This is a genomic window from Mesobacillus sp. LC4 (genome assembly GCF_053543455.1).
In genome coordinates this window covers 918,732-941,873 of sequence record NZ_JBGCUB010000001.1, presented here as the reverse complement: position 1 = coordinate 941,873, position 23,142 = coordinate 918,732, and the positions used below count along the sequence as shown (strand labels likewise).

At 40.5% G+C, this 23,142-nt stretch carries 26 protein-coding genes and 1 riboswitch; of the genes, 10 read left to right on the top strand and 16 right to left on the bottom strand.

Translation table 11 applies throughout. The annotated features are described in order from the left end of the window. The first annotated feature begins 104 nt into the window (after nucleotides 1–104). On the top strand, nucleotides 105–479 hold the full coding sequence (locus AB5I83_RS04900; RefSeq protein ID WP_167832660.1) for a nucleotide excision repair endonuclease: 375 nt from the start codon (nucleotides 105–107) through the stop codon (nucleotides 477–479). Nucleotides 480–506: 27 nt separating this feature from the next. On the opposite strand, the gene AB5I83_RS04895 is transcribed toward AB5I83_RS04900, so the two are convergent. From AB5I83_RS04895 to AB5I83_RS04880, 4 genes are all read right to left on the bottom strand, one after another. Beyond that, nucleotides 507–1,106, bottom strand: coding sequence for a response regulator (locus tag AB5I83_RS04895; protein WP_448973259.1), 600 nt, complete (start codon nucleotides 1,104–1,106; stop codon nucleotides 507–509). Next, entirely contained in the window at nucleotides 1,103–2,242 is a 1,140-nt protein-coding gene (locus tag AB5I83_RS04890; protein ID WP_448973257.1) for a histidine kinase, read from the bottom strand. Before AB5I83_RS04890 ends, AB5I83_RS04895 begins: the two co-directional genes overlap by 4 nt. A 242-nt stretch (nucleotides 2,243–2,484) precedes the next feature. Beyond that, nucleotides 2,485–3,519, bottom strand: coding sequence for a fatty acid desaturase (locus AB5I83_RS04885; RefSeq protein WP_448973255.1), 1,035 nt, complete (start codon nucleotides 3,517–3,519; stop codon nucleotides 2,485–2,487). 347 nt (nucleotides 3,520–3,866) lie between these two features. Next, nucleotides 3,867–4,133: a hypothetical protein gene (locus tag AB5I83_RS04880; protein ID WP_448973253.1), complete on the bottom strand. Its 267-nt coding sequence runs from the start codon at nucleotides 4,131–4,133 to the stop codon at nucleotides 3,867–3,869. 136 nt (nucleotides 4,134–4,269) lie between these two features. Here AB5I83_RS04880 and AB5I83_RS04875 point away from each other — a divergent pair, with 136 nt between their 5' ends. The 3 genes from AB5I83_RS04875 to AB5I83_RS04865 all read left to right on the top strand — a co-directional run bounded on the left by AB5I83_RS04875 (nucleotide 4,270) and on the right by AB5I83_RS04865 (nucleotide 7,448). After that, nucleotides 4,270–5,100 carry an SDR family oxidoreductase gene (locus AB5I83_RS04875; protein ID WP_448973251.1) on the top strand — a complete coding sequence of 277 codons (831 nt, stop codon included), beginning with the start codon at nucleotides 4,270–4,272 and terminating at the stop codon, nucleotides 5,098–5,100. Between the two features lie 405 nt (nucleotides 5,101–5,505). Continuing rightward, complete coding sequence (locus tag AB5I83_RS04870; protein ID WP_448973250.1) at nucleotides 5,506–6,432, top strand: ABC transporter permease subunit; 927 nt, start codon at nucleotides 5,506–5,508, stop codon at nucleotides 6,430–6,432. Beyond that, nucleotides 6,429–7,448, top strand: coding sequence for a hypothetical protein (locus tag AB5I83_RS04865; protein WP_448973248.1), 1,020 nt, complete (start codon nucleotides 6,429–6,431; stop codon nucleotides 7,446–7,448). Before AB5I83_RS04870 ends, AB5I83_RS04865 begins: the two co-directional genes overlap by 4 nt. A gap of 17 nt (nucleotides 7,449–7,465) precedes the next feature. On the opposite strand, the gene AB5I83_RS04860 is transcribed toward AB5I83_RS04865, so the two are convergent. The 3 genes from AB5I83_RS04860 to AB5I83_RS04850 form a co-directional block, all read right to left on the bottom strand. After that, nucleotides 7,466–8,005: a VUT family protein gene (locus tag AB5I83_RS04860; RefSeq protein WP_448973246.1), complete on the bottom strand. Its 540-nt coding sequence runs from the start codon at nucleotides 8,003–8,005 to the stop codon at nucleotides 7,466–7,468. Between the two features lie 68 nt (nucleotides 8,006–8,073). Continuing rightward, nucleotides 8,074–8,730 (bottom strand): 7-cyano-7-deazaguanine synthase QueC, encoded by a 657-nt coding sequence (gene queC, locus AB5I83_RS04855; RefSeq protein WP_448973244.1) that lies wholly within the window; start codon nucleotides 8,728–8,730, stop codon nucleotides 8,074–8,076. A gap of 54 nt (nucleotides 8,731–8,784) precedes the next feature. After that, a riboswitch (PreQ1 riboswitch) is annotated at nucleotides 8,785–8,827 on the bottom strand. Between the two features lie 73 nt (nucleotides 8,828–8,900). Beyond that, nucleotides 8,901–9,278, bottom strand: a complete 378-nt coding sequence (locus tag AB5I83_RS04850; RefSeq protein ID WP_448973243.1) for a hypothetical protein — start codon at nucleotides 9,276–9,278, stop codon at nucleotides 8,901–8,903. A gap of 193 nt (nucleotides 9,279–9,471) precedes the next feature. On the opposite strand from AB5I83_RS04850, the gene AB5I83_RS04845 reads away from it, so the two are divergent. Beyond that, complete coding sequence (locus tag AB5I83_RS04845) at nucleotides 9,472–9,969, top strand: hypothetical protein (protein WP_448973241.1); 498 nt, start codon at nucleotides 9,472–9,474, stop codon at nucleotides 9,967–9,969. 22 nt (nucleotides 9,970–9,991) lie between these two features. Here AB5I83_RS04845 and AB5I83_RS04840 read toward each other — a convergent pair whose 3' ends face one another. From AB5I83_RS04840 to AB5I83_RS04820, 5 genes are read right to left on the bottom strand one after another with little or no spacing between them, the layout of a single operon-like run. Continuing rightward, nucleotides 9,992–10,891 carry a hypothetical protein gene (locus AB5I83_RS04840; protein WP_448973239.1) on the bottom strand — a complete coding sequence of 300 codons (900 nt, stop codon included), beginning with the start codon at nucleotides 10,889–10,891 and terminating at the stop codon, nucleotides 9,992–9,994. Further along, on the bottom strand, nucleotides 10,875–14,558 hold the full coding sequence (locus tag AB5I83_RS04835) for a multicopper oxidase domain-containing protein (RefSeq protein ID WP_448973237.1): 3,684 nt from the start codon (nucleotides 14,556–14,558) through the stop codon (nucleotides 10,875–10,877). Before AB5I83_RS04835 ends, AB5I83_RS04840 begins: the two co-directional genes overlap by 17 nt. 17 nt (nucleotides 14,559–14,575) lie before the next feature. After that, nucleotides 14,576–14,869, bottom strand: coding sequence for a hypothetical protein (locus AB5I83_RS04830; RefSeq protein ID WP_448973235.1), 294 nt, complete (start codon nucleotides 14,867–14,869; stop codon nucleotides 14,576–14,578). 28 nt (nucleotides 14,870–14,897) lie between these two features. Beyond that, nucleotides 14,898–15,230 carry a hypothetical protein gene (locus AB5I83_RS04825; RefSeq protein ID WP_448973233.1) on the bottom strand — a complete coding sequence of 111 codons (333 nt, stop codon included), beginning with the start codon at nucleotides 15,228–15,230 and terminating at the stop codon, nucleotides 14,898–14,900. Between the two features lie 39 nt (nucleotides 15,231–15,269). After that, the gene (locus AB5I83_RS04820; protein WP_448973231.1) at nucleotides 15,270–16,034 is read right to left on the bottom strand and encodes a hypothetical protein; all 765 of its coding nucleotides are present in this window, start codon (nucleotides 16,032–16,034) and stop codon (nucleotides 15,270–15,272) included. A 132-nt stretch (nucleotides 16,035–16,166) separates the two neighbouring features. Here AB5I83_RS04820 and AB5I83_RS04815 point away from each other — a divergent pair, with 132 nt between their 5' ends. Both AB5I83_RS04815 and AB5I83_RS04810 read left to right on the top strand, forming a co-directional pair. Further along, complete coding sequence (locus AB5I83_RS04815) at nucleotides 16,167–16,583, top strand: hypothetical protein (RefSeq protein ID WP_448973230.1); 417 nt, start codon at nucleotides 16,167–16,169, stop codon at nucleotides 16,581–16,583. A gap of 29 nt (nucleotides 16,584–16,612) precedes the next feature. Beyond that, the gene (locus tag AB5I83_RS04810; RefSeq protein ID WP_448973228.1) at nucleotides 16,613–17,074 is read left to right on the top strand and encodes a hypothetical protein; all 462 of its coding nucleotides are present in this window, start codon (nucleotides 16,613–16,615) and stop codon (nucleotides 17,072–17,074) included. Nucleotides 17,075–17,188: 114 nt separating this feature from the next. Here AB5I83_RS04810 and AB5I83_RS04805 read toward each other — a convergent pair whose 3' ends face one another. Then, nucleotides 17,189–17,902 (bottom strand): nucleotidyltransferase domain-containing protein, encoded by a 714-nt coding sequence (locus AB5I83_RS04805; protein ID WP_448973226.1) that lies wholly within the window; start codon nucleotides 17,900–17,902, stop codon nucleotides 17,189–17,191. A 137-nt stretch (nucleotides 17,903–18,039) separates the two neighbouring features. Between AB5I83_RS04805 and AB5I83_RS04800 the strand changes: the two genes are divergently transcribed. After that, nucleotides 18,040–18,549, top strand: a complete 510-nt coding sequence (locus AB5I83_RS04800) for a hypothetical protein (RefSeq protein WP_448973224.1) — start codon at nucleotides 18,040–18,042, stop codon at nucleotides 18,547–18,549. A gap of 413 nt (nucleotides 18,550–18,962) precedes the next feature. Here AB5I83_RS04800 and AB5I83_RS04795 read toward each other — a convergent pair whose 3' ends face one another. Continuing rightward, entirely contained in the window at nucleotides 18,963–19,445 is a 483-nt protein-coding gene (locus AB5I83_RS04795; RefSeq protein WP_448973222.1) for a PaaI family thioesterase, read from the bottom strand. Between the two features lie 181 nt (nucleotides 19,446–19,626). Here AB5I83_RS04795 and AB5I83_RS04790 point away from each other — a divergent pair, with 181 nt between their 5' ends. Beyond that, a complete protein-coding gene (locus AB5I83_RS04790; RefSeq protein WP_448973220.1) occupies nucleotides 19,627–20,544 on the top strand; it encodes an aldo/keto reductase in 918 nt (305 codons plus the stop codon). A 56-nt stretch (nucleotides 20,545–20,600) separates the two neighbouring features. On the opposite strand, the gene AB5I83_RS04785 is transcribed toward AB5I83_RS04790, so the two are convergent. After that, entirely contained in the window at nucleotides 20,601–21,206 is a 606-nt protein-coding gene (locus AB5I83_RS04785; protein WP_448973218.1) for a methyltransferase, read from the bottom strand. 77 nt (nucleotides 21,207–21,283) lie between these two features. Further along, on the bottom strand, nucleotides 21,284–21,652 hold the full coding sequence (locus AB5I83_RS04780) for a MazG nucleotide pyrophosphohydrolase domain-containing protein (RefSeq protein WP_448973216.1): 369 nt from the start codon (nucleotides 21,650–21,652) through the stop codon (nucleotides 21,284–21,286). Between the two features lie 99 nt (nucleotides 21,653–21,751). Here AB5I83_RS04780 and AB5I83_RS04775 point away from each other — a divergent pair, with 99 nt between their 5' ends. Continuing rightward, nucleotides 21,752–23,083 (top strand): FAD-dependent oxidoreductase, encoded by a 1,332-nt coding sequence (locus AB5I83_RS04775; RefSeq protein WP_448973214.1) that lies wholly within the window; start codon nucleotides 21,752–21,754, stop codon nucleotides 23,081–23,083. Nucleotides 23,084–23,142 lie beyond the last annotated feature (59 nt).

Sequence of the window (23,142 nt, the reverse complement as noted above, 5' to 3'; positions counted from 1 at the left end):
TATGCGTCAGTCTCTTTCTGATTGGGTAAAATAATATTATTATGTGGATTTTCATATTTGCCTGTGGTACGATTTACTAATTGAAGAATAGGAAGTGATTAAAAGTGATTAAAATTGAATTGCCAGCACCAGATGTAGTCATTACACGAAGCAAGCAATTAGGAGAAAAGGTAGAAGCGGTCATTAGCAGCGAATATGGGTTTACAGATTACCATCGTATTCCTAGGGATAAAGGCGGAATCATCTTGTTTTTCAACGCCGACGACGAATTGATGTTCGTAGGGAAAGCCCGGAAACTTAGACCACGCGTAAAAAAACATTTTGAGGATAATGTATCTCCTATCAAAAACCACCGTCATGAAGTGAATAAGATTGCTGTCATTACAGTGGTCGATCCGATAGACAGAGAAATTTATGAAACCTATGCCATTAATGTACTTAAGGCCAAGTATAATATTGATAAGGTATTCTACAAATAAGAAGAGCCTGATATCAGGCTCTTCTTATTATTTAAACCATCCTTTTTCCTTGGATTGAGTGATTGCTTCAATCCTGTTGGTCACTTGGAGCTTATCTAGGATTGTCGAAATATAATTTCGGACTGTACCTGTCGTAATACTCAATTCTCCTGCGATTTCTTTCGTATTCTTCCCATCGGCAACGAGCTCAAGCACTTCCATTTCCCTATCAGTCAGCGGATTTTCTTCGCTATATACATCGTCCATTAGCTCTGGTGCATAAATGCGTCTTCCCCCCATCACGCTGCGAATCGAACTTGCAAGCTCTTCAGATGGACTATCCTTTAATAAATACCCGCTCACACCAGCTTTCAATGCTCGCTGAAAATAACCAGAACGCGCAAAAGTCGTCAAAATGATCACCTTGCATCCCAAGCCTTTCAATTCTTCCGCTGCTTCCAGACCTGTTTTCCCAGGCATTTCAATATCCATGACACAAATATCCGGTTTAAGCTCTTTTGCAAGAGCAACAGCTTCCTCTCCGTTGCTCGCCTTCCCCACAACTTCCATATCATCCTCAAGACTCAACAGGGAGCCTAATGCCCCCAGAAGCATGCGCTGGTCTTCCGCAATGACAATTTTTATCATATCAGGTCCTCCCTGCCCGTTTGTTTCAATACTTTTGGAATCTTGATTAATAGAGTGGTTCCATTTTCAGAAAGAATTTCGAGTGTGCCATTCACGAATTCCAGTCTCTCGCGCATTCCCTGAAGACCGCTCCCTTTATATAGGTCTTCGTCGGCAATATTTCCCACGCCATTGTCGCTTACTTGAGCAAACAATTCCTGTTCACTTTGCTTGATTGATATGCTGCACGTTGATGCCTTACTATGCTTAACTATATTCGTCACGGCCTCTTTTAAACACATACTCAGGATGTTTTCAGACAGCAAAGAAACATTATTGAGATTGAATTCTTCTTCATTGCCGATAAACTCGATTTCAGCAGCTTTTAGCATCTGTCTTACATGAACCAGTTCATCACGAACACGGATCCCTCTCATTTCAGCAACCATTTTCCTTACTTCATTCAAAGCCGTCCTGGCAGTCTGCTGGACATCTTTCAATTCTTCTTTTGCCAGTTCAGGATCTTTATTGATCAGCTTCCTGGCTAAATCACTCTTCAGTCCGATCAAAGACAGCTTTTGGCCTAGTGTATCGTGCAAATCTCGGGCTATCCTTTGACGCTCTTCCAGTTTAACCAACTCCGAGATCCGTTTGTTGGCATCCTCAAGCTTCTCCTCAAGCTCTCCTCGTTCATTTTTGTTATGGATACTGAACGGCAGAAGGATGACACCAATCCATACAATCACGATGATTGGAAGCTGTCTGATGAAAAAATCCTCTTGCAAGACAATCTCAAAATTGATCACAATCGAAGTCCCAACTAGATGGATGAAATACAGAACCAGGAAAGGAATCCGGTCCTTAATGTTCCCAATGAAATAAGCGATAAAAAAAGCGAAATATATGTAACTGAACAAACTCGTAGACGCTATTGAAATACCTATTAAAATACAAGTCCATAGATAAACCGTCCAGCCCTTCGAAACAAAGGCTAGCCAGTATACGAGAAAGAACAAAAGTGTCAGAATGATTCCGACAACTTTCCCTACTGTCGTTGGCAGCTGCCAAAGGAAGTAAAAAGGCAATATTCCCAGAATCGTCCATATGTATGGAGAAATTCCGGTAATTCTAAGCGAATTAAAAAACTTTTTGATCATATCAAACCTCTTTTTTACGGCTATTTTCGAAAACTCAGTTGCTTCTTCCGTAATCTATCACCCATAAAAGGTTCCGACCTCTTGTTAATGGGGTAACAAGCAAATATTCAAGCAATAGTGAATGGAAAATAGCCTATTTATAAGTATCTGCTCTTATTTTAACATATGTAAAATCTGCCAGCTTAAAAAAATGACTCCCCTTATTCCAGTATCAGTCATACTCGGATTAAGGGGAGTGGTTGTTATAGTTCAGGCTTAGTCTGTGCAGTTAATTTGCTGTTGTGCTTATAGGCTTTCATTTCCTTGAAGCTGATAAACTGCTTATTCTTTTCATCCCACAAACGAAATTTCAAGGATGTCAAGCTTGTAGAAAGTGTGATCGTCGGCACATTTTGCAGAGGCTTTGTATTCTTGTGGACCTCTTCAAGCTTATAGTTTGGAACCCTAGGGCTTAAATGGTGCACGTGATGGTAGCCGATGTTACCAGTAATCCACTGAAGCACTTTTGGCAGTTGATAATAAGAGCTTCCTTCTACCGCAGCTCTCACGTATTCCCAATCCTTATCCTCTTCGAAATATGAATCTTCGAATGTATGCTGTACATAGAATAGCCAAATGCCAAACATACCTGCAATGAAGAAGATTGGACCTTCAACCATTATGAATGCCTTCCAGCCAATTGCCCATATCAAAAGAGCAGAAATTCCAAAGATCAACACATTCGTTAGATAGGTGTTCAGACGTTCCTTCATCCTGGCACCTTTACGATTGAAACGATTAGTGATCAAAACGATATAAATCGGCCCGAGCACAAACATCACAAACGGGTTACGGTATAGTCTGTACGCGAGTTTCATCCACATCGGGGCAGCCATGTATTCGTTAACAGTCAGGACCCAGATGTCCCCTGTACCCCGCTTGTCCAAGTTGCTGCTTGTTGCGTGGTGGACAGAATGTTCATGTCCCCACTGGCTATAAGGGAACAATGTTAATACTCCTGTGAGCGTACCAACCACTTTGTTTGCTGTACGGTTTTTGAAGAATGAATGGTGCGTGCAGTCATGAAAGATGATGAAAATCCTGATCATGAAACCAGCTGCGAAAACTGCGATTCCAAGTGTTAATAAATAGGAAATTTCAAGGGTTTGATAGGCGAGAAACCATAAAACCAGAAATGGAATGACCGTATTAATTATTTGAATGGTACTATCTTTAATGTTTGAGCTTTCATAAGGGGCGACCTGTTTTCTAAGTTCTTTTGCATTGTGAGTTGCCATCTTGATATAAATTCCCCTTTCGGATTTGTTAGTTAACCAAATTATAAATAAGGGAAAGGTTTCTGTGCAGTAGCAGGTGTCATATATGACATATGATAAATGTCATGTTTCTATATTTTTCGTCTTTGAAACCTTGATTTAACAACGTTTTCATTTTGTGACCAGGTAATAATATTTGTTAATATTTTTTTATTCAGCCATTTACTCGTTAAAAATTAGATGCTTAGGCAGAGTCTTTTTAAAAATTGATAACCCCCTTTTCGAAAAAAAATCACTTTTCACCTGAAAAAGTACCACATGAAATTCAAAATTAAACACCGAAATTTCATGAATAAATTATCCTTCACTCAGGCGGCCCCATTTTCAGTCCTGATTGAATATTCATCCAACCAATCAAAATAGCTGCCATTAGCCCCTGAGTTAACTAGGATGTCCTCCAAGGAAGGAGGATAAGGGTTCTCCCTGATATGCAAAGCCAGTTTCTTGAATACCAAGCTATAATCCATCAATTCACAGCTGGCCATCCACCTCTGTACCGTATCACTTTTCAATGTTACAAGCGGATATACATTTTCAATAAGATTCAAGAGCTTAAATGTGTCTAACTTCGTCATATGCATTGCTCCTTTTTAGGAAAATCCACAATATTAGATTTTTTCCATGATTGCTGGAAAGATACATTAATTCCTATTCAAATTGTCCTTTCACCTGTAATATTGGACAAAAAGAGACATAAGAAGGTGAAAAATTGTGAAAACAGCAATTGTTACAGGCTCCTCTAGCGGCTTTGGTGAATTGATTGCCATCGAATTGGCTAAATCAGGTTTCCAGGTGATTGCAACAATGCGTAACCTCAATAAAAAAGGGCACTTGCTGAAACTGGCTGAAGCTGAAAAAGTGACAGAGAAAATTAAAGTTATTCAATTGGATGTAACATTGCAACCATCGGTCGAGAAATTTAAAGAGTACGTGCTATCACTCGGTTCTGTAGATTTGCTGGTTAATAATGCGGGATATGCTCAAGGCGGATTTTCCGAGGAACTTACAGTGGATGAATATCGAAAACAATTTGAAACGAACTTCTTTGGGGTTATTGCCGTCACACAGGCAGTCCTCCCTGCTATGCGAAATCAAAGGTCAGGTAAAATCATAAATATGAGCAGCATCAGCGGAAGATTTGGATTTCCTGGATTGTCTGCATACGTTGCTTCGAAACATGCCCTTGAAGGATACAGTGAAAGCTTAAGACTTGAGCTAAAACCCTTTGGAATTGATGTAGTCCTTATTGAACCTGGTTCATACAAAACAAATATATGGCAAAGTATCGGAAATGTATCATTATCCAATGAGTCACCATATGATTTAATGAAGGACTCGATCATGAAAATACTAACTTCCGGCCAAGATTCTTATGGAAATCCGTACGATGTTGCCAAACTTGCAGCGAGGATTGCTTCAGACGAAAGTACACCAACCCTGAGATTCCCTATAGGAAAAGGTGTCAAGAACATGATCCAGTTAAAGAATTTCCTGCCTTGGAAAACAATTGAAAGAATACTTTTAAAAAAATTGAAGTTATAATGTGTAAAATGAACGGAAAAATTCCCATTAAGTTATAAACGACTCTTATTTTCTTACAAATAAGGGTCGTTTTTCCGTTTATTCCATCCAAATCATTGAATTTGGCTTTTTTATAGTTGTTAACCAAAATATCTCCGCTTATTTCTGCTTCATAATTATTTTCAGTAAACTATAAACGTAAATTCTCCGCTTATAAATGCTCATTTAACGAAAATTAACGAAGTTTGTTAACAGAATTTAAACAGAAACTGGACCTTAGAGAAATTACTCTCATAATACTGTGCTATATTTTCCAGCACTCTCAATCTGGTGCTATATAGGAGATTTGCTCAAATTGTTCCCTTGCAAAAAAAGGATTTTTTTACCACAGGAGAGAAATTAATTAAGTCTGAAAGGAGACTAACTATGAAAAATGGATTTAGGATTCTAAAGAAAGCCTTAACTAAAGTACTTTATAGTTTAGCGTTGATCGGAACTTTCTTGCTTGGTGTTGGGTCTCTACTTTCTTTTACAGCGTTATTTAACTTTAATAGAAAGAATGGCGAACATTTAGCACTCTCGATTGATGGATTCCAGGAGCGACTGCAAACTTTCCTCAATCAATTACTAGATTTCAGTTTTAAAAGTGTAATTGAATATTCCCAAAACCCAAATGTATTGGATGGATTTTTGAATTCCTATCAAGTTCTTGGCATATCACTGGCTACAATTATCATACTGGGTAGTATAATCGGGTTCCTGGTGATTCTATCGCCTATTAAGTTAAGGAAAAGATTTCATCAATTTTTGGATTATTTCGAAGGGCTTCCTGATCTTCTGTTTATATTCATCATAAATATGCTGAATATCTATTTGTTGAAGGAATTTAACTATAAGATTTTTCCTATGTATGGCTTTGGATCTTTTCAGCCCGTAGCATTTCCTGTCATCGTTACATCTTTTTTGCCTGCAATCCTTTATGCCTTATATCTAATCAAATGTATGGAAGAGGAAGAACAGGCCCATTACGTTCATTTAGGATATTCCAAAGGATTATCCAGGATTTATTTATATTTCGTTTACATCCTGCGGAATATCCTGCCTATTTTATCTCTCAAATTCCGGGTCATTCTATATATGCTACTCTCAAACCTGATTTTAGTTGAGCATATGTACCATTATGAAACAACTCTTTCAAACCAGATTCTTTATCAGGTTTTCAGGGGTGAACATGTATTGCCGCTAATTTATGGAATCAGCTTTTTAATTCTCCCGGTAATCATGTTCGAGTTTCTTTTAAAACTAGTCATTAAAGAGACTGTGATCAGGAAAAGAGGAGAATTTCAGATATGAAATTACAAACCTATCGAAGAACGAAAATCAGCCTTGGGATCTTACTGATCTTATTAATCACCAGTATTTTATACAATTTTATCGGTCCGGAAGATTATCGTTCGATGCTTGGCCAACTTTATGATAAAAACGGAAACGTCCTGGAAAATCCGCCTTATCCTCCTAGTAAAGAATATATACTGGGTACTGACCGCGATGGGCGGGATAATTTGCTGTTGATCCTGGATGGGTTAAAATATACCATCGCGGCCGTATTCATTGTTTCTTTAGCAAGAGTAGCCGTTGGTGCAGCAATGGGAATAATGACGGAAACATGGGCACCTGTCAGTAAACCATTTGTCCAGGCATTTTTCCTGCCGTTTCAATATATTCCGTTGCTGTTGCTCGCTGTGATTTTGATGGATGCTGTCATATTTACTTTTAACGAAATACCCGTTATCGTCAAAATCGAATACCAGTTGATTGTATTATTCCTTCTCGGCTTTCCATCTGTATTTTTCTTCACATCAGATTTAGTTAAGGAAATCAGCACGAAATCATATGTGACAAGTTCAGCATTGTTAGGTGCAAGTAAAGTTCATATTTTAAAGGTACAAATCCTGCCTCATTTGAAACCACATTTGGTTTTATTATTTGTGCAACAGGTTTTGCAAACATTACAGATTTTAATGGGATTAGCTCTATTCCAGCTTTTTCTCGGTGGACGTCATGAGGAAAAGATATATAATACCTTTTATCCAAAAAGCATAACCAATGAACTTGCGGGCCTTACAGGACAAAATTTCTGGACTCTGAAGACTGCTCCATGGGTAGCATTCAGTTCCCTAGGCTTGCTGCTGATTATTTTCATCCTTGTTATTGTGATTAAGAATGAAATAATCACTAATATGGAAAGCCAAACAGCAAAATTCAGCATATCTGTTCCTAAAATAAAGCCACGGGACCTCGAAAGAGACGTGGATAATATTACTCCAGCCAAATTCGTCCCAATCCAACAAAAGGTGCTCGATCAATAGATCGAGCACCTTTTGTTCTAATTTGACATTGCTTTTTGATTGAAAATGTTACTGATAGGGTTAAGGAGCATGGCGCCAATCCCCTGAATGATGGTTTTGACGATAACCTGGCCTAAAATCGCTGCGGGCACTGCTTCCCACGGAAGGAAGTTTGCTCCAATAGGGCTTAGACCAATGATGACGAAGATGATGGAATCAAGCAGTCCGCCGACCAAGCCGCTGTAGAATATTCTCCAGCTCATTGGAAGCTTAAGCCTTGTGTAAATCTCCGTATCTGTCGTCTCAGCCACAGCAAAGCTCAATGCCGAAGCAAAAACGATCCACATTGTATCTCCGAGAATATAAGAAACGGTAGCTGACAGAACTAATGCTAAAGCGATGAACATATACGTTTTGGAACGGCCGTACTTATTCTGGACAAGATCACGGAAGATGAAGGTGGCTCCGATCAATAATGTCCCCATCGGTACAATGAACATCCCAAACTGAAGTGGTGCAAGCGCTGCTGTTATCACATTCGCAGTAATAATTGAAATTAAATATAAAAAAATCCTCATAATCTTACCTCCGTCTATTAATATCTTTAACTAATATTTTTGCTGCCCAACAACCCTGAATCTATACATCAAGTAACAATGCCTTCAAGATACTCGTCAAGACCCTTTTTCCGCAACTGACAGGCAGGGCAAATCCCGCATCCATCTGCAATGATTCCGTTATAGCAAGTCAATGTTCTTGTCCGGATATATTCAAAAGCCTCCAGTTCATCAGCCAACTTCCAGGTTTGAGCTTTGTTCAGCCACATCAACGGTGTATGGATGACAAAGTTCTGGTCCATTGATAGATTAAGAGTCACATTCATCGATTTAATGAATTGATCCCTGCAATCAGGGTAGCCGCTGAAATCCGTTTCGCATACTCCTGTAATGATGTGCTTTGCATTCACTTGACTGGCTAGCACGCCTGCAAAGGATAAGAATAATAAATTTCTCCCCGGCACAAAGGTTGAAGGCAGGTTCCCGTCTTCCCCATCTTTAACTTCGATCTCCTTCCGGGTAAGTGCGTTGGGCGCAAGCTGGTTAAGCAGACTCATATCCAGAACATGATGCTCGATTCCGAGCTCGCTTGCGATTTCTTTTGCACATTCAATTTCTTTCCTGTGCCTCTGGTTGTAATCGAAAGTAACTGCCTCAACTTCTCCGAATTCCTTCATGGCCCAAAACAAGCACGTTGTACTGTCCTGTCCGCCGCTGAACACGACAACAGCTTTCTCATTTTTCATTAAAAATACTCCTTTACAACAGAAAAAACAGCACCACTAAGACAGCAGTACTGTTTTCCCTTAGTTTTTTTGAGAGGGTAGCTAGAACCTCTTCCGCATCAACGGAATATGTAATTTTGCCTTTTTCATTTTACCATACATTTTATAGATTAAAAGATATTTTTATTCCATTACTTTTTCGATTTGACAAGGTCCTGATGCCTGAAGCGGAGTGCTGACCACTTTTCGTCCAAGGATACATTGCTGACTGCTCTATAGTCTGAAAGTTCTTGAACAAGCTTGTATAATGTATCGCGATTAATATCTGTTTTCACTTTTGAGCTCTTCTTAGGGAAGGCAACCCAGAAGATCGCATCTTCCTTCAGAACCGAAAGAGCTTTTGGAAACCAAGTTTTTACTTCCTCACTGTTGTTCACGAACATGAGCAGAAATTCCATTTTGCCGTTTTCATGTTCTGTCTCTTTAATTAATGACTGAAATTCTTTCGGAGCGTTCAGTAAAATGGCGGAACCCTGTTTGTATCGCAATTTCTTCAATAATTCATCCATGACAACCATCCCATCTAACCTTTAATTCATACCGAACCTGGTAATAGCCAAAGTAAATACACCTACACCATATTATAAAATCGTTTATATGGTCAAGTTACCTAACAGGGCGTCTTGCTCATTCAAAATAATTTTTCAAGAATAAAATGAATACAAGCACCTACGTTTGTAAAAATCAAAAAGGAGGATACAGATGGATATTGATGCTTATTTTTCTAGAAGCCGTGAATTATTTGAACAGCATTCTGACGAATCCGATGATTACGATCATCTAGAATGCCAAAACCCTGACTTTCCCTTTCCCTGTGAATCAGTGGAAAATCAACAGCCGGAATCCAATTCGAATCATCATTGTCATAGCTATAAAGATGACTATGTACCTGTAATTTTTGACCGTCGCTATAATTTTGCTGACCGGGAGTTATGCAGCAGGCATTTCAGCGTTCGTCTCGGTGGGTTGCGGAGTAAGATGGCCGCAGTCTTGCGAAGATCTATCGGCTGCAATGTTATCATTGGGACGGATTGCGACAATGATTTCAAAAAGATTCATGGCAGGATTTCCTTTGTTGGAACAGATTTTGTGGAGGTGGCCGTCCATAAATACAAGCATAAACCCTCTAAAAAGAAATACAGGATGATCCCTTTCGATACAATCAACTGGTTTGAAATGGATCAAGAAGAGAACGCCTGAGCAGACCTCAGGCGTTAGGTTTTTAGATAATTTTCAGATAGCAGCACGAGGAAAAAGGTATTTCAACTTCCTGATCATTTTGGCTAATTAGATGTATCTTGCCGTTTTCACAACCCTTTAAATGTCCTGTTTCCTTTCCTGCATTTGTATAGACCGTAACTTTTTGATCTTCAAACGTCATAAGGTACATCGCTAACTTAATCCTGAAAAATATCTGTACCAATTCGGGATCTCCAGCAACTGTTTCTCCAAAATTGTAAGTCAGTTCCCTTCGAAAACACGGGTCAATTTCTGCTAGTGGAGTTTGGGGTTTTGGAGGCTGATAGGGCTTTTTAGATAAGACAAGACATGTCCTTCGGAAGGGTATAAGATACATCTTCCCATTCTTCTGGATCTGAACAAAATCATTGCCTACTAATTGTACAAATCCTTCTAGAAAATTCTTACTCAACTTTTTCTTTTTTAATCTATGCTTCCGCTTCAAGTTATTCTTCTTTGCGAGCCGTTTCTTTTTGAGCCGTTTTTTTGTCGTCGACTTCTTGTTTACTATTTCTTCGATAAATTCTGGACTATCACCTAATTGGTCCTCATCCGAATCAGAACATCTGATTTTGATTTCTACCATTTCCCCTGCCAGGCCATCAAATAAAATCCTGCGCCCGAGTTCGGACTGCTCATTTGAAAGACCTAGATCCAAAAGCATGCGATTGGCTCCGTCAATTTTTTCTTCTAGTTCGTGCAGCCTTCCTTCCGGTAAACAAGAAGTTGGTGAAGGGAATCTCGGAGTATCGATTACGTCAGGACAATCGTCCGGGAGACAAAAATCGTCTTTAGGACTGGTTCTGGATGAGGAACTGCTTTCCAATACTTCCTGGCTTGAAGACTCTTCGGCCGGAATTTCAATTTTATGCCTCTTTTTCATCGTCCCACTCCCCTTCAACTTCCTCAAGCCGCGGCAGGTTTTCCTTCGAATCCTTATGAACACGGAAGATTCCCCACATTCCCAATTCTATGTCCCAGCGGATATTGCCGGAGCGGTACAAGTAATCTCCGGGAAAATTGAATAGTCCTCCTGCTCCACCAATCAAACGCAAATCATCAGTATGGCCAGTAATCATATGACCCAAAAAAGACTGAATTCGTGAATCAAGATCCTTACTATCGAATTTCCAATAATGTCCGTGCAAGTGGAAGGTATGGGATCTTCGTCTTTCTGCTGGTGTGGTAATTCGTATTACCACTGGCTCGCCCGGATAAGCTTCAAATAAAGGGGTGGCAGGGTCCCCGAAAATTTCTGAAGAGAAGAGTTCGTGCATTACCGGGTGTTCCCTGTAACGATTGATCAGCCTCTCACTTCGATAATTAAATCCCCTTGATCCATAATCATACGTATCAACTTCTTCAAGCACCTCGGTATCTGGTATGATTCCATCAATCGGATCAATGATGACTTTACCATCTTTGTCTTCCAGCCTTACACCATCGTGCAATAAGAGGACAAATTCTCTTGTCGCCGGCAGCAAGGGATGACGAAGGATCACATTTTCGCCAGTATTTACCTTTGCCCTGCTGTGAGGATCCAAATATGTCGTAAATCTGGATTCAGCAATGAATGCTCCGAATGTTCCAAATGAACGGTGATTTCGAAGATCGGCCATATCCCACATTGAACACATTCCAAACTGTCCGTCTACAAACCATCTATACGTGATTGTCTCGCCAGGACCGACTGTCTGGTCAGGATTGTACCCAACAGTATCCCCACTCGAAGTCTTCACATCATAGTTTAGCAAGCTAGTATGAAGTGAAATCCTTAGTGAAGGAGGATAATAGGATTGTTCTTTTACAGGCGGGTACGGGTGGATGCCATCTTGAAATGGAAAGAGTTCCTTCTTCAGCTCACTTGTCAAGGTTACCTCTATAAGTTCACCGACATTCGCCCTTAGGATTAATGGCACAGGGTTCTTTTTGCCTGATCGAATGTCTTCCACATCCTCTTTTAATGCAAAAATAATTCCAAATGGGTCATGATCACCATAAGAGTTATATTTAATACATGTCTGGAATGCGACTACCTCAAACTTCTTGACTGGTGAACCTGGATAAGCGCCTGGCGGAAGACTGGCGAGTGGATTTGCTTTCTCAGGCGGTTTGCCCGTAGGCTTTGGAGTTTCGCCTGGCCCTTCTGGCGGCTCTTCACGGTCAGCCAATACGATTAAATCGTCCATTTTACCGCTGTATGCTCGGATTAACCCCCATGTCCCGAGCCATACATCTTCCTCATCCTCAAATGCCCAAAGATAATCACCTGAGGCTGGTATTTCAGTCTCGAATGTAAAGGATTCCGAAATCCCGATATGCTGCTGTGCTTTCATGGAAGAACCCAGGTCTGGCCGCTCTTCTTTCCATCTTAACCCATGGATATTGAAGCTGTGTGATTCTTCATGGGCTCCTTGCAATAGTCTGATCCTGATCGGGTCACCTTCATAGGCCCTTAGGATCGGTGTCACAGGGTCTCCGTGAACATAAGAGCTGAAGGAGTAAGCAGGATCACAATCTTTACCAAGCCTGAACTTTAGCGGTTCATTCTTATAGTTAACACCAAAGACACCTGGGTCATCCTCGGAACCTGGATAATCTGGCGGCTGGATGGGAAGACCGTTTTTATCAAATAAAAGGGCAAAATCATGGACAAAAAGGGTTTGATCACGATAATCAGGAATTAACGGGTGTTCTACTGAAATCTGTGTGCCATGATCAACCTCTTCACCTGTTCTTGAGTCAAGGAATTTCGAGAAACGCGGCTGGATCACGCCTGCACCGAAAACTCCATGCTGCTGGTGTGAGTTTGCAAATAAATGGTCATGGAAGAAAAATGCCTTTAATTCCGTTTCGGCGTACCACTCATACCGAATCGTCTGGCCAGGAAGGACAGCACTATCATAATTCCACCCTACATTTCCTCCATCGCAGGCGAGGACATCGAATTTCACAAAGTGAATGTGGAAACCATTTTCATATGTCCTCGTCACCAACTGGAAAGCATCTCCATCTAAAATATGCGGCATTCGATTTGTATAATTCATTCGTATACAAGTACCTGCAGGAACATGGAATACAAGCGGCTCAGGCTCTTTTTTCCCTGAAAGGATATCCTCCAAGTCCTCATCCATCACATAAAATCTAGCTTTCGGGTCATGCCAGCCCTGTTTGTTGTAGACTACTGGCATTTCAATTGCCGAGACATTGAATTCCACGACCACTGGATCTTGATCTATACAAGGATCAACAAAAATAGCCCCCGGGCGTGGATTTGCAATCGCTGCATTCCGCTCCAGTTCAGTCATCTCCCTGCCCCCAACAATACCCAATGGCGGTCTTGGTGCTTTGTAGCCGACTTTTCCTGGTATAAAATTAGGGAAGCCCGGTTTTACAAGAGTTGGTTTGGGAGGTGCAGGACGATCTGGTAAAGGTTTTAAAGCTTGGATACGCACACCATTCGGATAACACTGGCTACCATCCTGCAGAGTATCAAACACCCTGTTAATTCCCCACATGCCTATGCCAAAATGTGGATACAGATGGCAGTGGATGATGGAGTCACCGATGGCACCATGAAGGCTTCCAAGTCCATAAAGCGGTTGAATTGTATAGTGTGTTTGAGGGCTAATGGACTGGGCATCGATTAGTTCTGCATTAATGTTGCTGGAATCACCAAACCATTGATGGACATGGTAGTGGAAAACATGTGTTTCCTTTACACCGCCATGGATCAGCCGGATGACTGCCGGATCTCCGACATATCCCTTGAGAATCGGTGTGGCAGGATCACCAAACACCCACGAGTCATGATGGACCTCTTCTGAATCACAGTCTGGGCATACAACTCCCGCATCTATCAATTTTTTCCGGTTTGTCATAGGTTCATAGCGAAGATTCACACCATGGAACGACTCAGATTCCTGGTTTGTCATCGGATTCAATGGACGGTTTCCCGTCAGGTCCTTAATCTCCATTTCGTCATTGAAGAACCAGGCATATTCCCTGAACGATGGAAGAAATGGATGATGTATATCGGCATAGACACCACTGTTGATTGGGCCTCCAGTAACAGGATCTGTCCAGGAGGATCCCCTTTTCTGGACAAGCAGCGCTCCAAATAAGCCCTGAACGCTGGATCCTTGCTCGGTGCTCGAAATATTCCCAAGGTCTGTGAAAAAATGAATTCCTTCTTGACTTGCATTAAGCCTGTAAACGATGCTCTCGCCTGGTTCTGCTGTTGTATCCGGATTGTAGCCAGCATCCGCTCCATCAGAAGTCAAAACATTGTAATCAGCTTCTTGAAAGTGCATTCCTGCTGAAAAAGGAAGCTGGTTTTCAAAAAGGATTTCTACGACATCTCCCTCATTAGCACGAATAGCTAACGGTTGGACAAGATCGATGGGTTTGTATGGGTTCTTTCGTACAAGTTCCTTTAGCTTTGATTCATTTTCCTTCAACACATATATTCTTCCATTAGGATTGTGATCACCAAATGTATTTACTACTATTCTTGTAGAAATCCCTACAACATGATATTTTCTTATCATGGATTTCCCCCCTTCATTTAATAATCCTTTAGCTCTGGGATGGCAGGTGCACCTGGTCTTTCTATATAGAAAACCTCAATGTTATGAATATGGATGTACCATTCCCTGTTTTCTAACTGTGCAAAGTGAGTCGTTTCCACATCAATCTTGACCGTATCACCGATCAATTCCTTGATTGTGCCAACAAACATATAGGGATAGGATGGAGTAATGACCAGCGACTTGTGGCCTATTCCATTTCTAAAATGTTCTATGATGGCAGAGTCATGGATTTCATTCACATTTGTCATTTGTGAGTAATCTGCCGACATCAGAAAAATGCCTCCTTGTTCTTTGTGTTTAAACTAACGGTATTCTCATCGAGCAATCAATATCTGGTGTAAAGTGGGCGATTTTTTCAAAAGGAATGGACAAGGGAACCGGGAACTTATGGAACGGTGCATTCAGGATTTTGACTGTGACAGGAGATAATGTTAAATGGCCAGGTTCCACTTCTGCAATCTTGCCGCAAAAAATCGGTCTGAAAGTTTGCCCCAAGATATTTAATTGTGATGATTCCGTAATGACTAGAATTTGCTTGCCCATCTCTCCCTTAAAAAAGTCATATAGAGGATCATTGACTTCCCCAACACCAGAAGATGGCACTAATGATTGAAGTTGAGATTCATTCAAGTTGTTTCACCCTTTCTCGTAATAAAACTTGTTAAATTCTTATCGAAACAAACTCTTAATCATGTTCTTCCCCATTAAAAGCATCTGCGTAAAAAGGCGGACAGAACAAATATACGTAAGATCACTAATGGCAATTTCCTTTTTTGAACCATATGATTGTAATAACAAACATTCACCAGAGACTGAAGAGATTTTCCCTAAAGCTGTCTGTTCAGGTAAAACTGCCTTAATCCAAACCCCTTGATACCTCTCAAGATTCCCCTTAAGTGTCTCTTCAAAAAATTGTTGAATCAAGACCTCCCGTTTGACAACTGTTTCACCAAAATCAGTTATCAGTTTTCGTTTCAGATCATTATCATAAATGAAATTTTGATGCTCGCCTTCGTAAGTCGGCACACCGGATGGAGTGTTTGCTGATTTAATGGAATTGTATGGAATCCATATCCGCTCTTTGAGATTCGTCAATGTGACAAAATCCCTTCCGATTGCCTTAACCTTTCCGCAAATCTCCTTTACATTGGCTTTATCCTCTATATAAACTATTACTTCCTGGTTCCTTTTCATCTTAAAAAACTTCTTCAAAATCAATGGCTTTTTAAATTCAGGTACAGCATTCGCCAATGTCTGAAGATTTTTTTGTTCCAGGTATTCCGAAATGATTTTATTCTCTTCAAGCGAAGTCGCACCAGGCGGGGAGGCGATGTGATCTCCCACTTCATGGATTGGATCAATTATCCTGGCTTCATGTTTTCTTTCCTCTAATAGATTTTTCAAATAATCCGAATGACGCATACCCGTTTTCAACAAACTGCCCCCCTCTAACAAATTTTCCCATTATCTTATGAGGCAAATATCATAAGTGTCAATGTAATTGCCTAAAAATTCAAACACCTCATCATTCATTATGAATACACTGAACAGTAGAGGTGATGTGTCATGCCGGAATGGATTGTGATTTTTTACCCAATTAATTTCTTGTCCGCATATGTACTATATATATTTCTTTACAATCGAAGAAAGCGAATTGGCTATCATTTAGGAATGAACATAACCATGGTCTCCAGTGGCGGTTTGGCTCTTGGGACCGGGATTATTTTTATTAATCTATATCCTTTTTACTTTTTGGAAGCGACATTATTTTCAGTGATAATCGGTTGTCTTTCTGGGATCTTGTTTGGGAATCTCTTTGACTATCAAACTTTATTGTCTGGATTTATCACTGGCTTGATGATGGGAATCATGGCTCCTATGGTAGGGGCTGCGGCCTTGGAAGGGGTTTTGTTCTTAATCATGATTGAGATTTTCATAATCAGCTGTTTTTGCTTAGCAGCCTCCTCAGCTTACAAAACCTGAGCTAGTAAAATTGGGGGTGTGTCTATCGTATGAGCTTATTATTGATATCCGTTACATTCATTAATTTCTTCGTAGGAGCATGGCTATATTTAAGGCTTCGAAAGTCGAGACTGCTTTTTAGTGACAGGTTCGGATATACAGCTTCCTATTTTACTAGCAGCATAGTGGGACTAGTGGCTTCGCTGAACCTCACATTACTTTTTCCAGCGCAATTTGAAATTGTCGGAGTGCTTAACATATTGCTTGGTATCACGATAGGTTATTTATTTGGCTCATTGTTAAATGAACAATCCTTGATTGCAGGAATATATAACGGCGGCACAAGTGCAATCATGGGAACCATGCTTGGCGCGGTAGTGAAAAAACCGGCTATTTGCGGTCTACCTGAGAATATAGTTTCCGAGCAGGAAATGATCATCTTCTTTATCCTTTTCAGCCTCTGTATACAGGGAATAGCAGCTTTATTGCTTTTATTTTCATTCAAGGCATGAATGAGGTTAAAGTATTACTGTTACCATTTAATAAACTTAGATGGCACACAAAAAAGTGAAATTCGGCAGGAACAGATAAAGCAGCCTAGAATATACAGGCTGCTTTTGCTTACTTTACTTTATTGAAAAGCCGTCAAATAGCCTTCCCCCGAAGGGTTCTAAAATCAGTTCCGCTAATTCTGTGACCTTGTATTTATTACCAGTCTCGTAATAATGGGAAAAAGCTTCTACAAATTGTTCAGTGAATACAGGGTCAAAACGATTTAATTCCCTCACCACCCATTTTGATTTGCCGATCCATCGCTTGTTTGTCCTTAACACAAATTCATGAAGCTGTTCAGCCAGAGTACCTGCAATGAAGATTGCCTCTGCCCTGTTTTCAGATCCAATGAAATCATCAAGCGTATCAGTTATGAAATATCTTTTAAACTCGAGCTCTTTGTCCGTCCACTCCTCAGGTCCTATCTCAATGATCCTCTTTGCTTCTTCAATGATCCGGGGCAGAAAATCACTATCCCTAATCACCATTCCTTCCGCAACCATTCTCGGTAAGCTTGGTCTCGCCCTTTTAATATCACTCTCAAAGAAAAGCTTGCAGGAATTTAAACTATGGACAAACACCTCGATTGGCCAGCCATAGGCAATTAATGACTCTCTGTATGCTGATGGGACCTTCTGATCGAATATCACGATATCCAAATCAGAGGTAACAGTTGCTTCTCCCCTTGTTACACTTCCCGCTAACAACGCAGCGTCACAGTCAGGAAAATGTTCTTTAACGAACATTTCCGCTGTTACAAAGGGGGAAATTCTAGTTTTCTTGTTCATATGCAATCCCTCGTTTCCTATACATAAAGTCATTATTGACTAAACCACATCAATTGTCGACAAAATTGCGAATGTTTTATATGAATGCCAAAGTGGTATCCTAAAATATAAAAAATACGGTTCCAGGAGGATATATTATGTCGCTACCATTGAATAAATTGATTATTCCTGCCAGTTTGGCAATCATGCTCATCTCTGGCTGCAACAGCAATGAAGCAGAACAGGGAGTGAAAGAAATAGAAGAAGAAACAAAGAATGCCGCTGAGGCGACAGAAGAGAAATCAAAAGAAGTAGTCGATAAAGTGAAAGAAGAGGCACCGGGAATCATCCAGAACATGAAAGATACGTATAAAGAAAGCGAAGAAGAGGTTAAAGACAACACTCTTCAAGCCGGAGATATAGCAACTGTTCAAAAAGATGCTTACCTTGCACTAACACCGGAAGCATACGACGAGCTCTATCAATTAATTGAGATAAACGATTTAGAAGGTGTAGACAAGGTCGTACAAGAACATAAAGTGGAGGAAATCAAACAAGGCAGTGAAGCAGAAATCCTGGAAAGAGAAATTAGACGAACAAAAGTGAAAATGAAAGATTCAGGACAGGAAGGATATTTCCCGACAACTATGCTTGAACCTATTCAATAGAAAATACACAGCCATTGACCTTATGGAGACACTTTTTCGGGTGAGAACGGAAAAAAGATGCATCCATCGAGCTTATGGAGACACTTTTTCACGTGTGTTCGGTAAAATGCGGCATCCATCGTCCTTATGGAGACACTTATTCGGGTGAGAACGGAAATATGCGGTATCCATCGAGCTCATGGAGACACTTTTTCACGTGTGTTCGGTAAAATGCGGCATCCATCGTCCTTATGGAGACACTTATTCGGGTGAGAACGGAAATATACGGTATCCATCGAGCTCATGGAGACACTTTTTCACGTGTGTTCAGAAAAATGCGACATCCATTTTGCGGTCGACAAGATTATCCATAATAAAAAGGCGACTCCAAAGGCTGAATATATTCGCCTTTGGAGTCAGCCTCTTTTTTTGTCCTAATTAGATGTAAATGTATCTGGCATCACAACAGCGATGACTTCTCCTTTAGCGCACAATGTTTGCCCAGCATACACTTCTGTTTCAACTCGATATTTTTTTGGATGGATTTCATGTACGGTTCCTATTGCCTTTAATGCAGTTCCTTGAGGTGTCGGCTTCAAGAAATCGACATGCAAGGATGCTGTTACGAATCTAGGTGGTTCTGCCCCGTCACCAGGTTCAAATCCATTTTGACGGTGAAGGTATAATGCTGCTGAACCAGTGCCGTGGCAATCCACAAATGAACCAATCACTCCCCCATATACAAACCCAGGCAGTGCCATATGTTCTTTTTTAGGATTGTAGATGGATACGGTTTTCTCCCCATCCCAACCGGTCCGGAAATGGTGTCCGTGCTCATTCATCCTCCCGCATCCATAACACCACGAAAAATCCTCTGGGTATTCATCCTGGATGGCTTTCAATACTTTTTCTTCCATTGGGTTCCCCCCTTGTCAGTTGTTTGATCTATTATAATTTCTTGATTAAAGCTTGAATTCCTCTAAAACCAGCCCTTTTCCTTTGATGCTGTATATGATCATTGTATATGTGCAACATATTTTTGTTCAAAACAGTCAAATGATAAGATGGATGTAAACTATTTTAGGAGTGACGAAAGAAATGAAATACAGACGCTTAGGGAAAACAAACCTTGATATATCTGTAGTCGGAATTGGGACTTGGCAGTATGGCGGTGAGTGGGGAAAGGTTTTTGGACAATATGAAGTTGATGCCATCCTTGACAAAGCAAATGAGAAAGGTATCAACTTCCTCGATACAGCTGAATGCTATGGGAATCACTTATCAGAAAGTCTTATTGGAGATTACCTGAGCCGCGGAAAGCGAGAGAACTGGATTGTGGCAACAAAATTCGGCCATCATTTCCACGGTAATTTTGAAAGGACCCGTCACTGGAGTGCAAATGAAGTATTAAAGCAGCTCGATGCTTCACTAAAAGCACTGAAAACAGATTACATAGATTTGTATCAGGCTCACTCATGTACAGACGAAGAATTCAACAACGACGAATTATGGACAATGCTCGATAAGCAATTGGAGAAAGGAAAAATCCGCAGCCTCGGAATATCACTGAGATCAAATGAAGAAAGCTACCAAACGGACCACGCTACTGACGTAAAAGCAGGTGCCATACAGGTTGTATACAACCGCCTTGACAGGAAGCCGGAAGAACAAATCTTCCCTTCTAGCCAAGATCAAAAACTTGGGGTACTTGCCAGGGTTCCGCTGGCTAGTGGATATTTAAGCGGAAAATACAAACCAGGTGCAACCTTCAATGCTGATGATGTCCGCTCAAAACATGACAGCGAAGAAACAGGCACCCTACTCAAGCAGGTAGAAGAGATCCAACAAAACGAGGTTCCTGAAGGTGTGCCTATGGCCACGTGGGCATTATCCTGGGTCTTGAAACACCCTGCAGTAACTGCTGTCATTCCAGGATGCAAGTCCCCAGAACAGGTGGAACTCAATGCGAAAGCAGCAATGCTGGCTGATGATCAACATCCTCAGCGTGTTAAATAATTGGATTTTGCCCCGGCATTTTGCTGGGGCATCCTTATACAGATGAATTAATAGCTTTACTTATACGATTTCAATCTATAGACTAAGAACCGTTCATTCGGGTTATTTTCAGGTAAGTTCACTTCATTGATCAATTCAAATGGTGTTTGCTTCTCTAAATAAAAGATATAGTCTTCAGATGGATAATAAAGAATCAGATCTATTTCCCTTTGATATTCCTCAAAAGAGATTAGGATATTGTTTACCACTTTCATCAAAATTTGAACGGTAAAAGGATTAAAGAAATAAAACTTGTTTTCATCAGGTGAAATTTCATATTCCTCCGCCAAAACGCAATAAAAATGAATTTTATCCGCTCTGTAACGATAGTTCTTTAAGTAATTCTGTTTGTTTTCTAGGGCTTCTATATAGAACGCTTCATTCATTTCAATTCCGGCAACATGGCAATTGAAGAGATCATTCAGGTAAAAGTTCATACGTCCTTTCCCACACCCAAAGTCGACTACATGATCATCATGTGCAAATTTATAATCGTTGAAAAATTTCTCTAGCGCACTATATGGGGTGGGTTCATACCGATGGTAATGCAATGAAGTCATGAATCCTTTTTGGTCACCTGTTGTTCTTACATTCAGCAATTTATCCCATTGATGTTCATTCATAAGCTTGAGCTCCAATCTTAAAGCATCCGTGAAAAAGCTATACTTTTATTTTCTTTAAATCCCCCTGTTACCTTAAATTAAAGATCTTTGTTTTTCCGCCCTCTAACTTCTTGCATTTTTTCATAAAAGCTGTCTTCCAAATCTATATCAAAGTAGTTATAAAATTTCAATAGATACGCGAGGCAATCAGCCAGCTCCTTACCAACATCCTTTTTGATGCTCTCTTTCGCAGCGGCGAACGCCTCTTCTTCCCCCATTCCCTCCTTCACCTTCATTTGTGTGAGATTAAAAGCATTCCTCAACTCCTCCGCAACTTCTGCTACCTCAGTAGTCAGAAGTAAATAGTTATTCAATAAAGACTCTCTGCTTTTAGCATAGTTTTCTTTATTGATTTCCCAGCCCATTTCTTTTTGATATTCCTTTGTATATGCTTGTAACTCTTTCAATTCGACACCTCTTCCGGTAAAATTATCCTGTTGTCGCTTTCGGCATTCTTACTATCATTTTAACTTAATATATCAACATGAGGGGAATTGGCGCAAAAGATGAACTCGGAAAAAATGAAAAGAAATAGAGCAGTAGTAGCAGGAGGCAGCATTACGGGCATGCTTGCTGCAAGGGTCCTGTCTGAGTTTTTCAATGAAGTAATAGTAATAGAAAAAGATAAAAGCGCTGAACAGGTCATGTACAGGAAAGGGGTTCCGCAGAGTGCCCATGGCCACGTCCTATTGAAAAGTGGGGAAGAGATCCTTGAGGAGTTTTTCCCTGGAATCATTGAGGAATTGTCCCAAAAGGGAGCCAAAAAAACTGATTTTGCAAGAGATCTCGTTTGGTCACACCACGGAAGGCATAAGATTCGATTTACTTCAAATGTATTCATTAGCCAGCAAAGTCGTCCATTACTTGAAAGACAGATTCAGAATAAAATGGAAATGATATCAAACATTCATTTTCGATTCGGCTGCAAAGTTAAGAGTCTACTATTTAATAGAAACGAAATGGATAGAGTGGTATTCGAGGATGAAGAAGGATTAATAACGGAACTCTCAGCAGATTTATTAATCGATGCTTCAGGGGCTGCCGCACTCCATAACCAATGGCTGCGGGACTCAGGATACAGCATTCCTCCCAAAACAGAAGTTAAGGTGGATTTATTTTATGCCAGTATGGTGTATAAAGGATTCTCTTCTGGATCAATGGATTGGCACAGTCTTCTCGCTTACCCTAATCCTCCCGAGACTAATCGCGGCGGGACGATTTCCCCTATTGAAGGGAATCGTATGTTGATAACCCTGATCGGCTATGGTACCAAGGATGTCCCTAATGATGCAGACAGTTTTATGCGATATGCAAAAACACTTGAACACCCTGATTTATATGAGGTGATAAAAAACGAACTACCATACTCGCAGAAAATAGAGGTCTATCGGTTCCCTGCCCTTCGCCGTTACCATATAGAGAAACTTAAGGATTTTCCTTCTGGCTTGCTTGTGATGGGTGATGCTGTTTGTCGGATTGATCCTGTTTTTGCACAGGGAATGAGCCTTGCTGCAATGGAAGCTAAGGCATTGAAGGAGCTATTAATGAAGGAGACAACCAAGAAACAGTTAACAAAAAGCTACCATAAAAAGGTCGGCAATATCCTTGAAATCCCCTGGCTAATTGCCTTAACAGAAGACTTTCGTTTCCGAACGACCGAAGGAAGAAAACCAATAGGTCTTTCGATGTTGCAATGGTTTGTAAAGAAAGTCGTGGCGGCAAGCTCTCATAATGAGGATGTTTACACTCAGTTCATCCAGGTTCTGCATCTAAAAAAGCATCCAATACACCTTGCGAGACCCGATATTCTTGCTAAAGTATTTAGAGCTTTAAAGTGATGTGAAAGGACCCTAGACTAAGCAGATAAGGTGGGGGTCCTCCCAGACTAAATTTTTCC

Bases quoted from the DNA above. Each gene is read 5' to 3' on its own strand.
- AB5I83_RS04895 (WP_448973259.1), bottom strand. From the start codon at position 1,106: ATGATAAAAATTGTCATTGCGGAAGACCAGCGCATGCTTCTGGGGGCA.
- AB5I83_RS04890 (WP_448973257.1), bottom strand. From the start codon at position 2,242: ATGATCAAAAAGTTTTTTAATTCGCTTAGAATTACCGGAATTTCTCCA.
- AB5I83_RS04885 (WP_448973255.1), bottom strand. From the start codon at position 3,519: ATGGCAACTCACAATGCAAAAGAACTTAGAAAACAGGTCGCCCCTTAT.
- AB5I83_RS04880 (WP_448973253.1), bottom strand. From the start codon at position 4,133: ATGACGAAGTTAGACACATTTAAGCTCTTGAATCTTATTGAAAATGTA.
- AB5I83_RS04870 (WP_448973250.1), top strand. From the start codon at position 5,506: ATGAAAAATGGATTTAGGATTCTAAAGAAAGCCTTAACTAAAGTACTT.
- AB5I83_RS04865 (WP_448973248.1), top strand. From the start codon at position 6,429: ATGAAATTACAAACCTATCGAAGAACGAAAATCAGCCTTGGGATCTTA.
- AB5I83_RS04860 (WP_448973246.1), bottom strand. From the start codon at position 8,005: ATGAGGATTTTTTTATATTTAATTTCAATTATTACTGCGAATGTGATA.
- queC (WP_448973244.1), bottom strand. From the start codon at position 8,730: ATGAAAAATGAGAAAGCTGTTGTCGTGTTCAGCGGCGGACAGGACAGT.
- AB5I83_RS04850 (WP_448973243.1), bottom strand. From the start codon at position 9,278: ATGGATGAATTATTGAAGAAATTGCGATACAAACAGGGTTCCGCCATT.
- AB5I83_RS04845 (WP_448973241.1), top strand. From the start codon at position 9,472: ATGGATATTGATGCTTATTTTTCTAGAAGCCGTGAATTATTTGAACAG.
- AB5I83_RS04840 (WP_448973239.1), bottom strand. From the start codon at position 10,891: ATGAAAAAGAGGCATAAAATTGAAATTCCGGCCGAAGAGTCTTCAAGC.
- AB5I83_RS04835 (WP_448973237.1), bottom strand. From the start codon at position 14,558: ATGATAAGAAAATATCATGTTGTAGGGATTTCTACAAGAATAGTAGTA.
- AB5I83_RS04830 (WP_448973235.1), bottom strand. From the start codon at position 14,869: ATGTCGGCAGATTACTCACAAATGACAAATGTGAATGAAATCCATGAC.
- AB5I83_RS04815 (WP_448973230.1), top strand. From the start codon at position 16,167: ATGCCGGAATGGATTGTGATTTTTTACCCAATTAATTTCTTGTCCGCA.
- AB5I83_RS04810 (WP_448973228.1), top strand. From the start codon at position 16,613: ATGAGCTTATTATTGATATCCGTTACATTCATTAATTTCTTCGTAGGA.
- AB5I83_RS04805 (WP_448973226.1), bottom strand. From the start codon at position 17,902: ATGAACAAGAAAACTAGAATTTCCCCCTTTGTAACAGCGGAAATGTTC.
- AB5I83_RS04800 (WP_448973224.1), top strand. From the start codon at position 18,040: ATGTCGCTACCATTGAATAAATTGATTATTCCTGCCAGTTTGGCAATC.
- AB5I83_RS04795 (WP_448973222.1), bottom strand. From the start codon at position 19,445: ATGGAAGAAAAAGTATTGAAAGCCATCCAGGATGAATACCCAGAGGAT.
- AB5I83_RS04790 (WP_448973220.1), top strand. From the start codon at position 19,627: ATGAAATACAGACGCTTAGGGAAAACAAACCTTGATATATCTGTAGTC.
- AB5I83_RS04785 (WP_448973218.1), bottom strand. From the start codon at position 21,206: ATGAATGAACATCAATGGGATAAATTGCTGAATGTAAGAACAACAGGT.
- AB5I83_RS04775 (WP_448973214.1), top strand. From the start codon at position 21,752: ATGAACTCGGAAAAAATGAAAAGAAATAGAGCAGTAGTAGCAGGAGGC.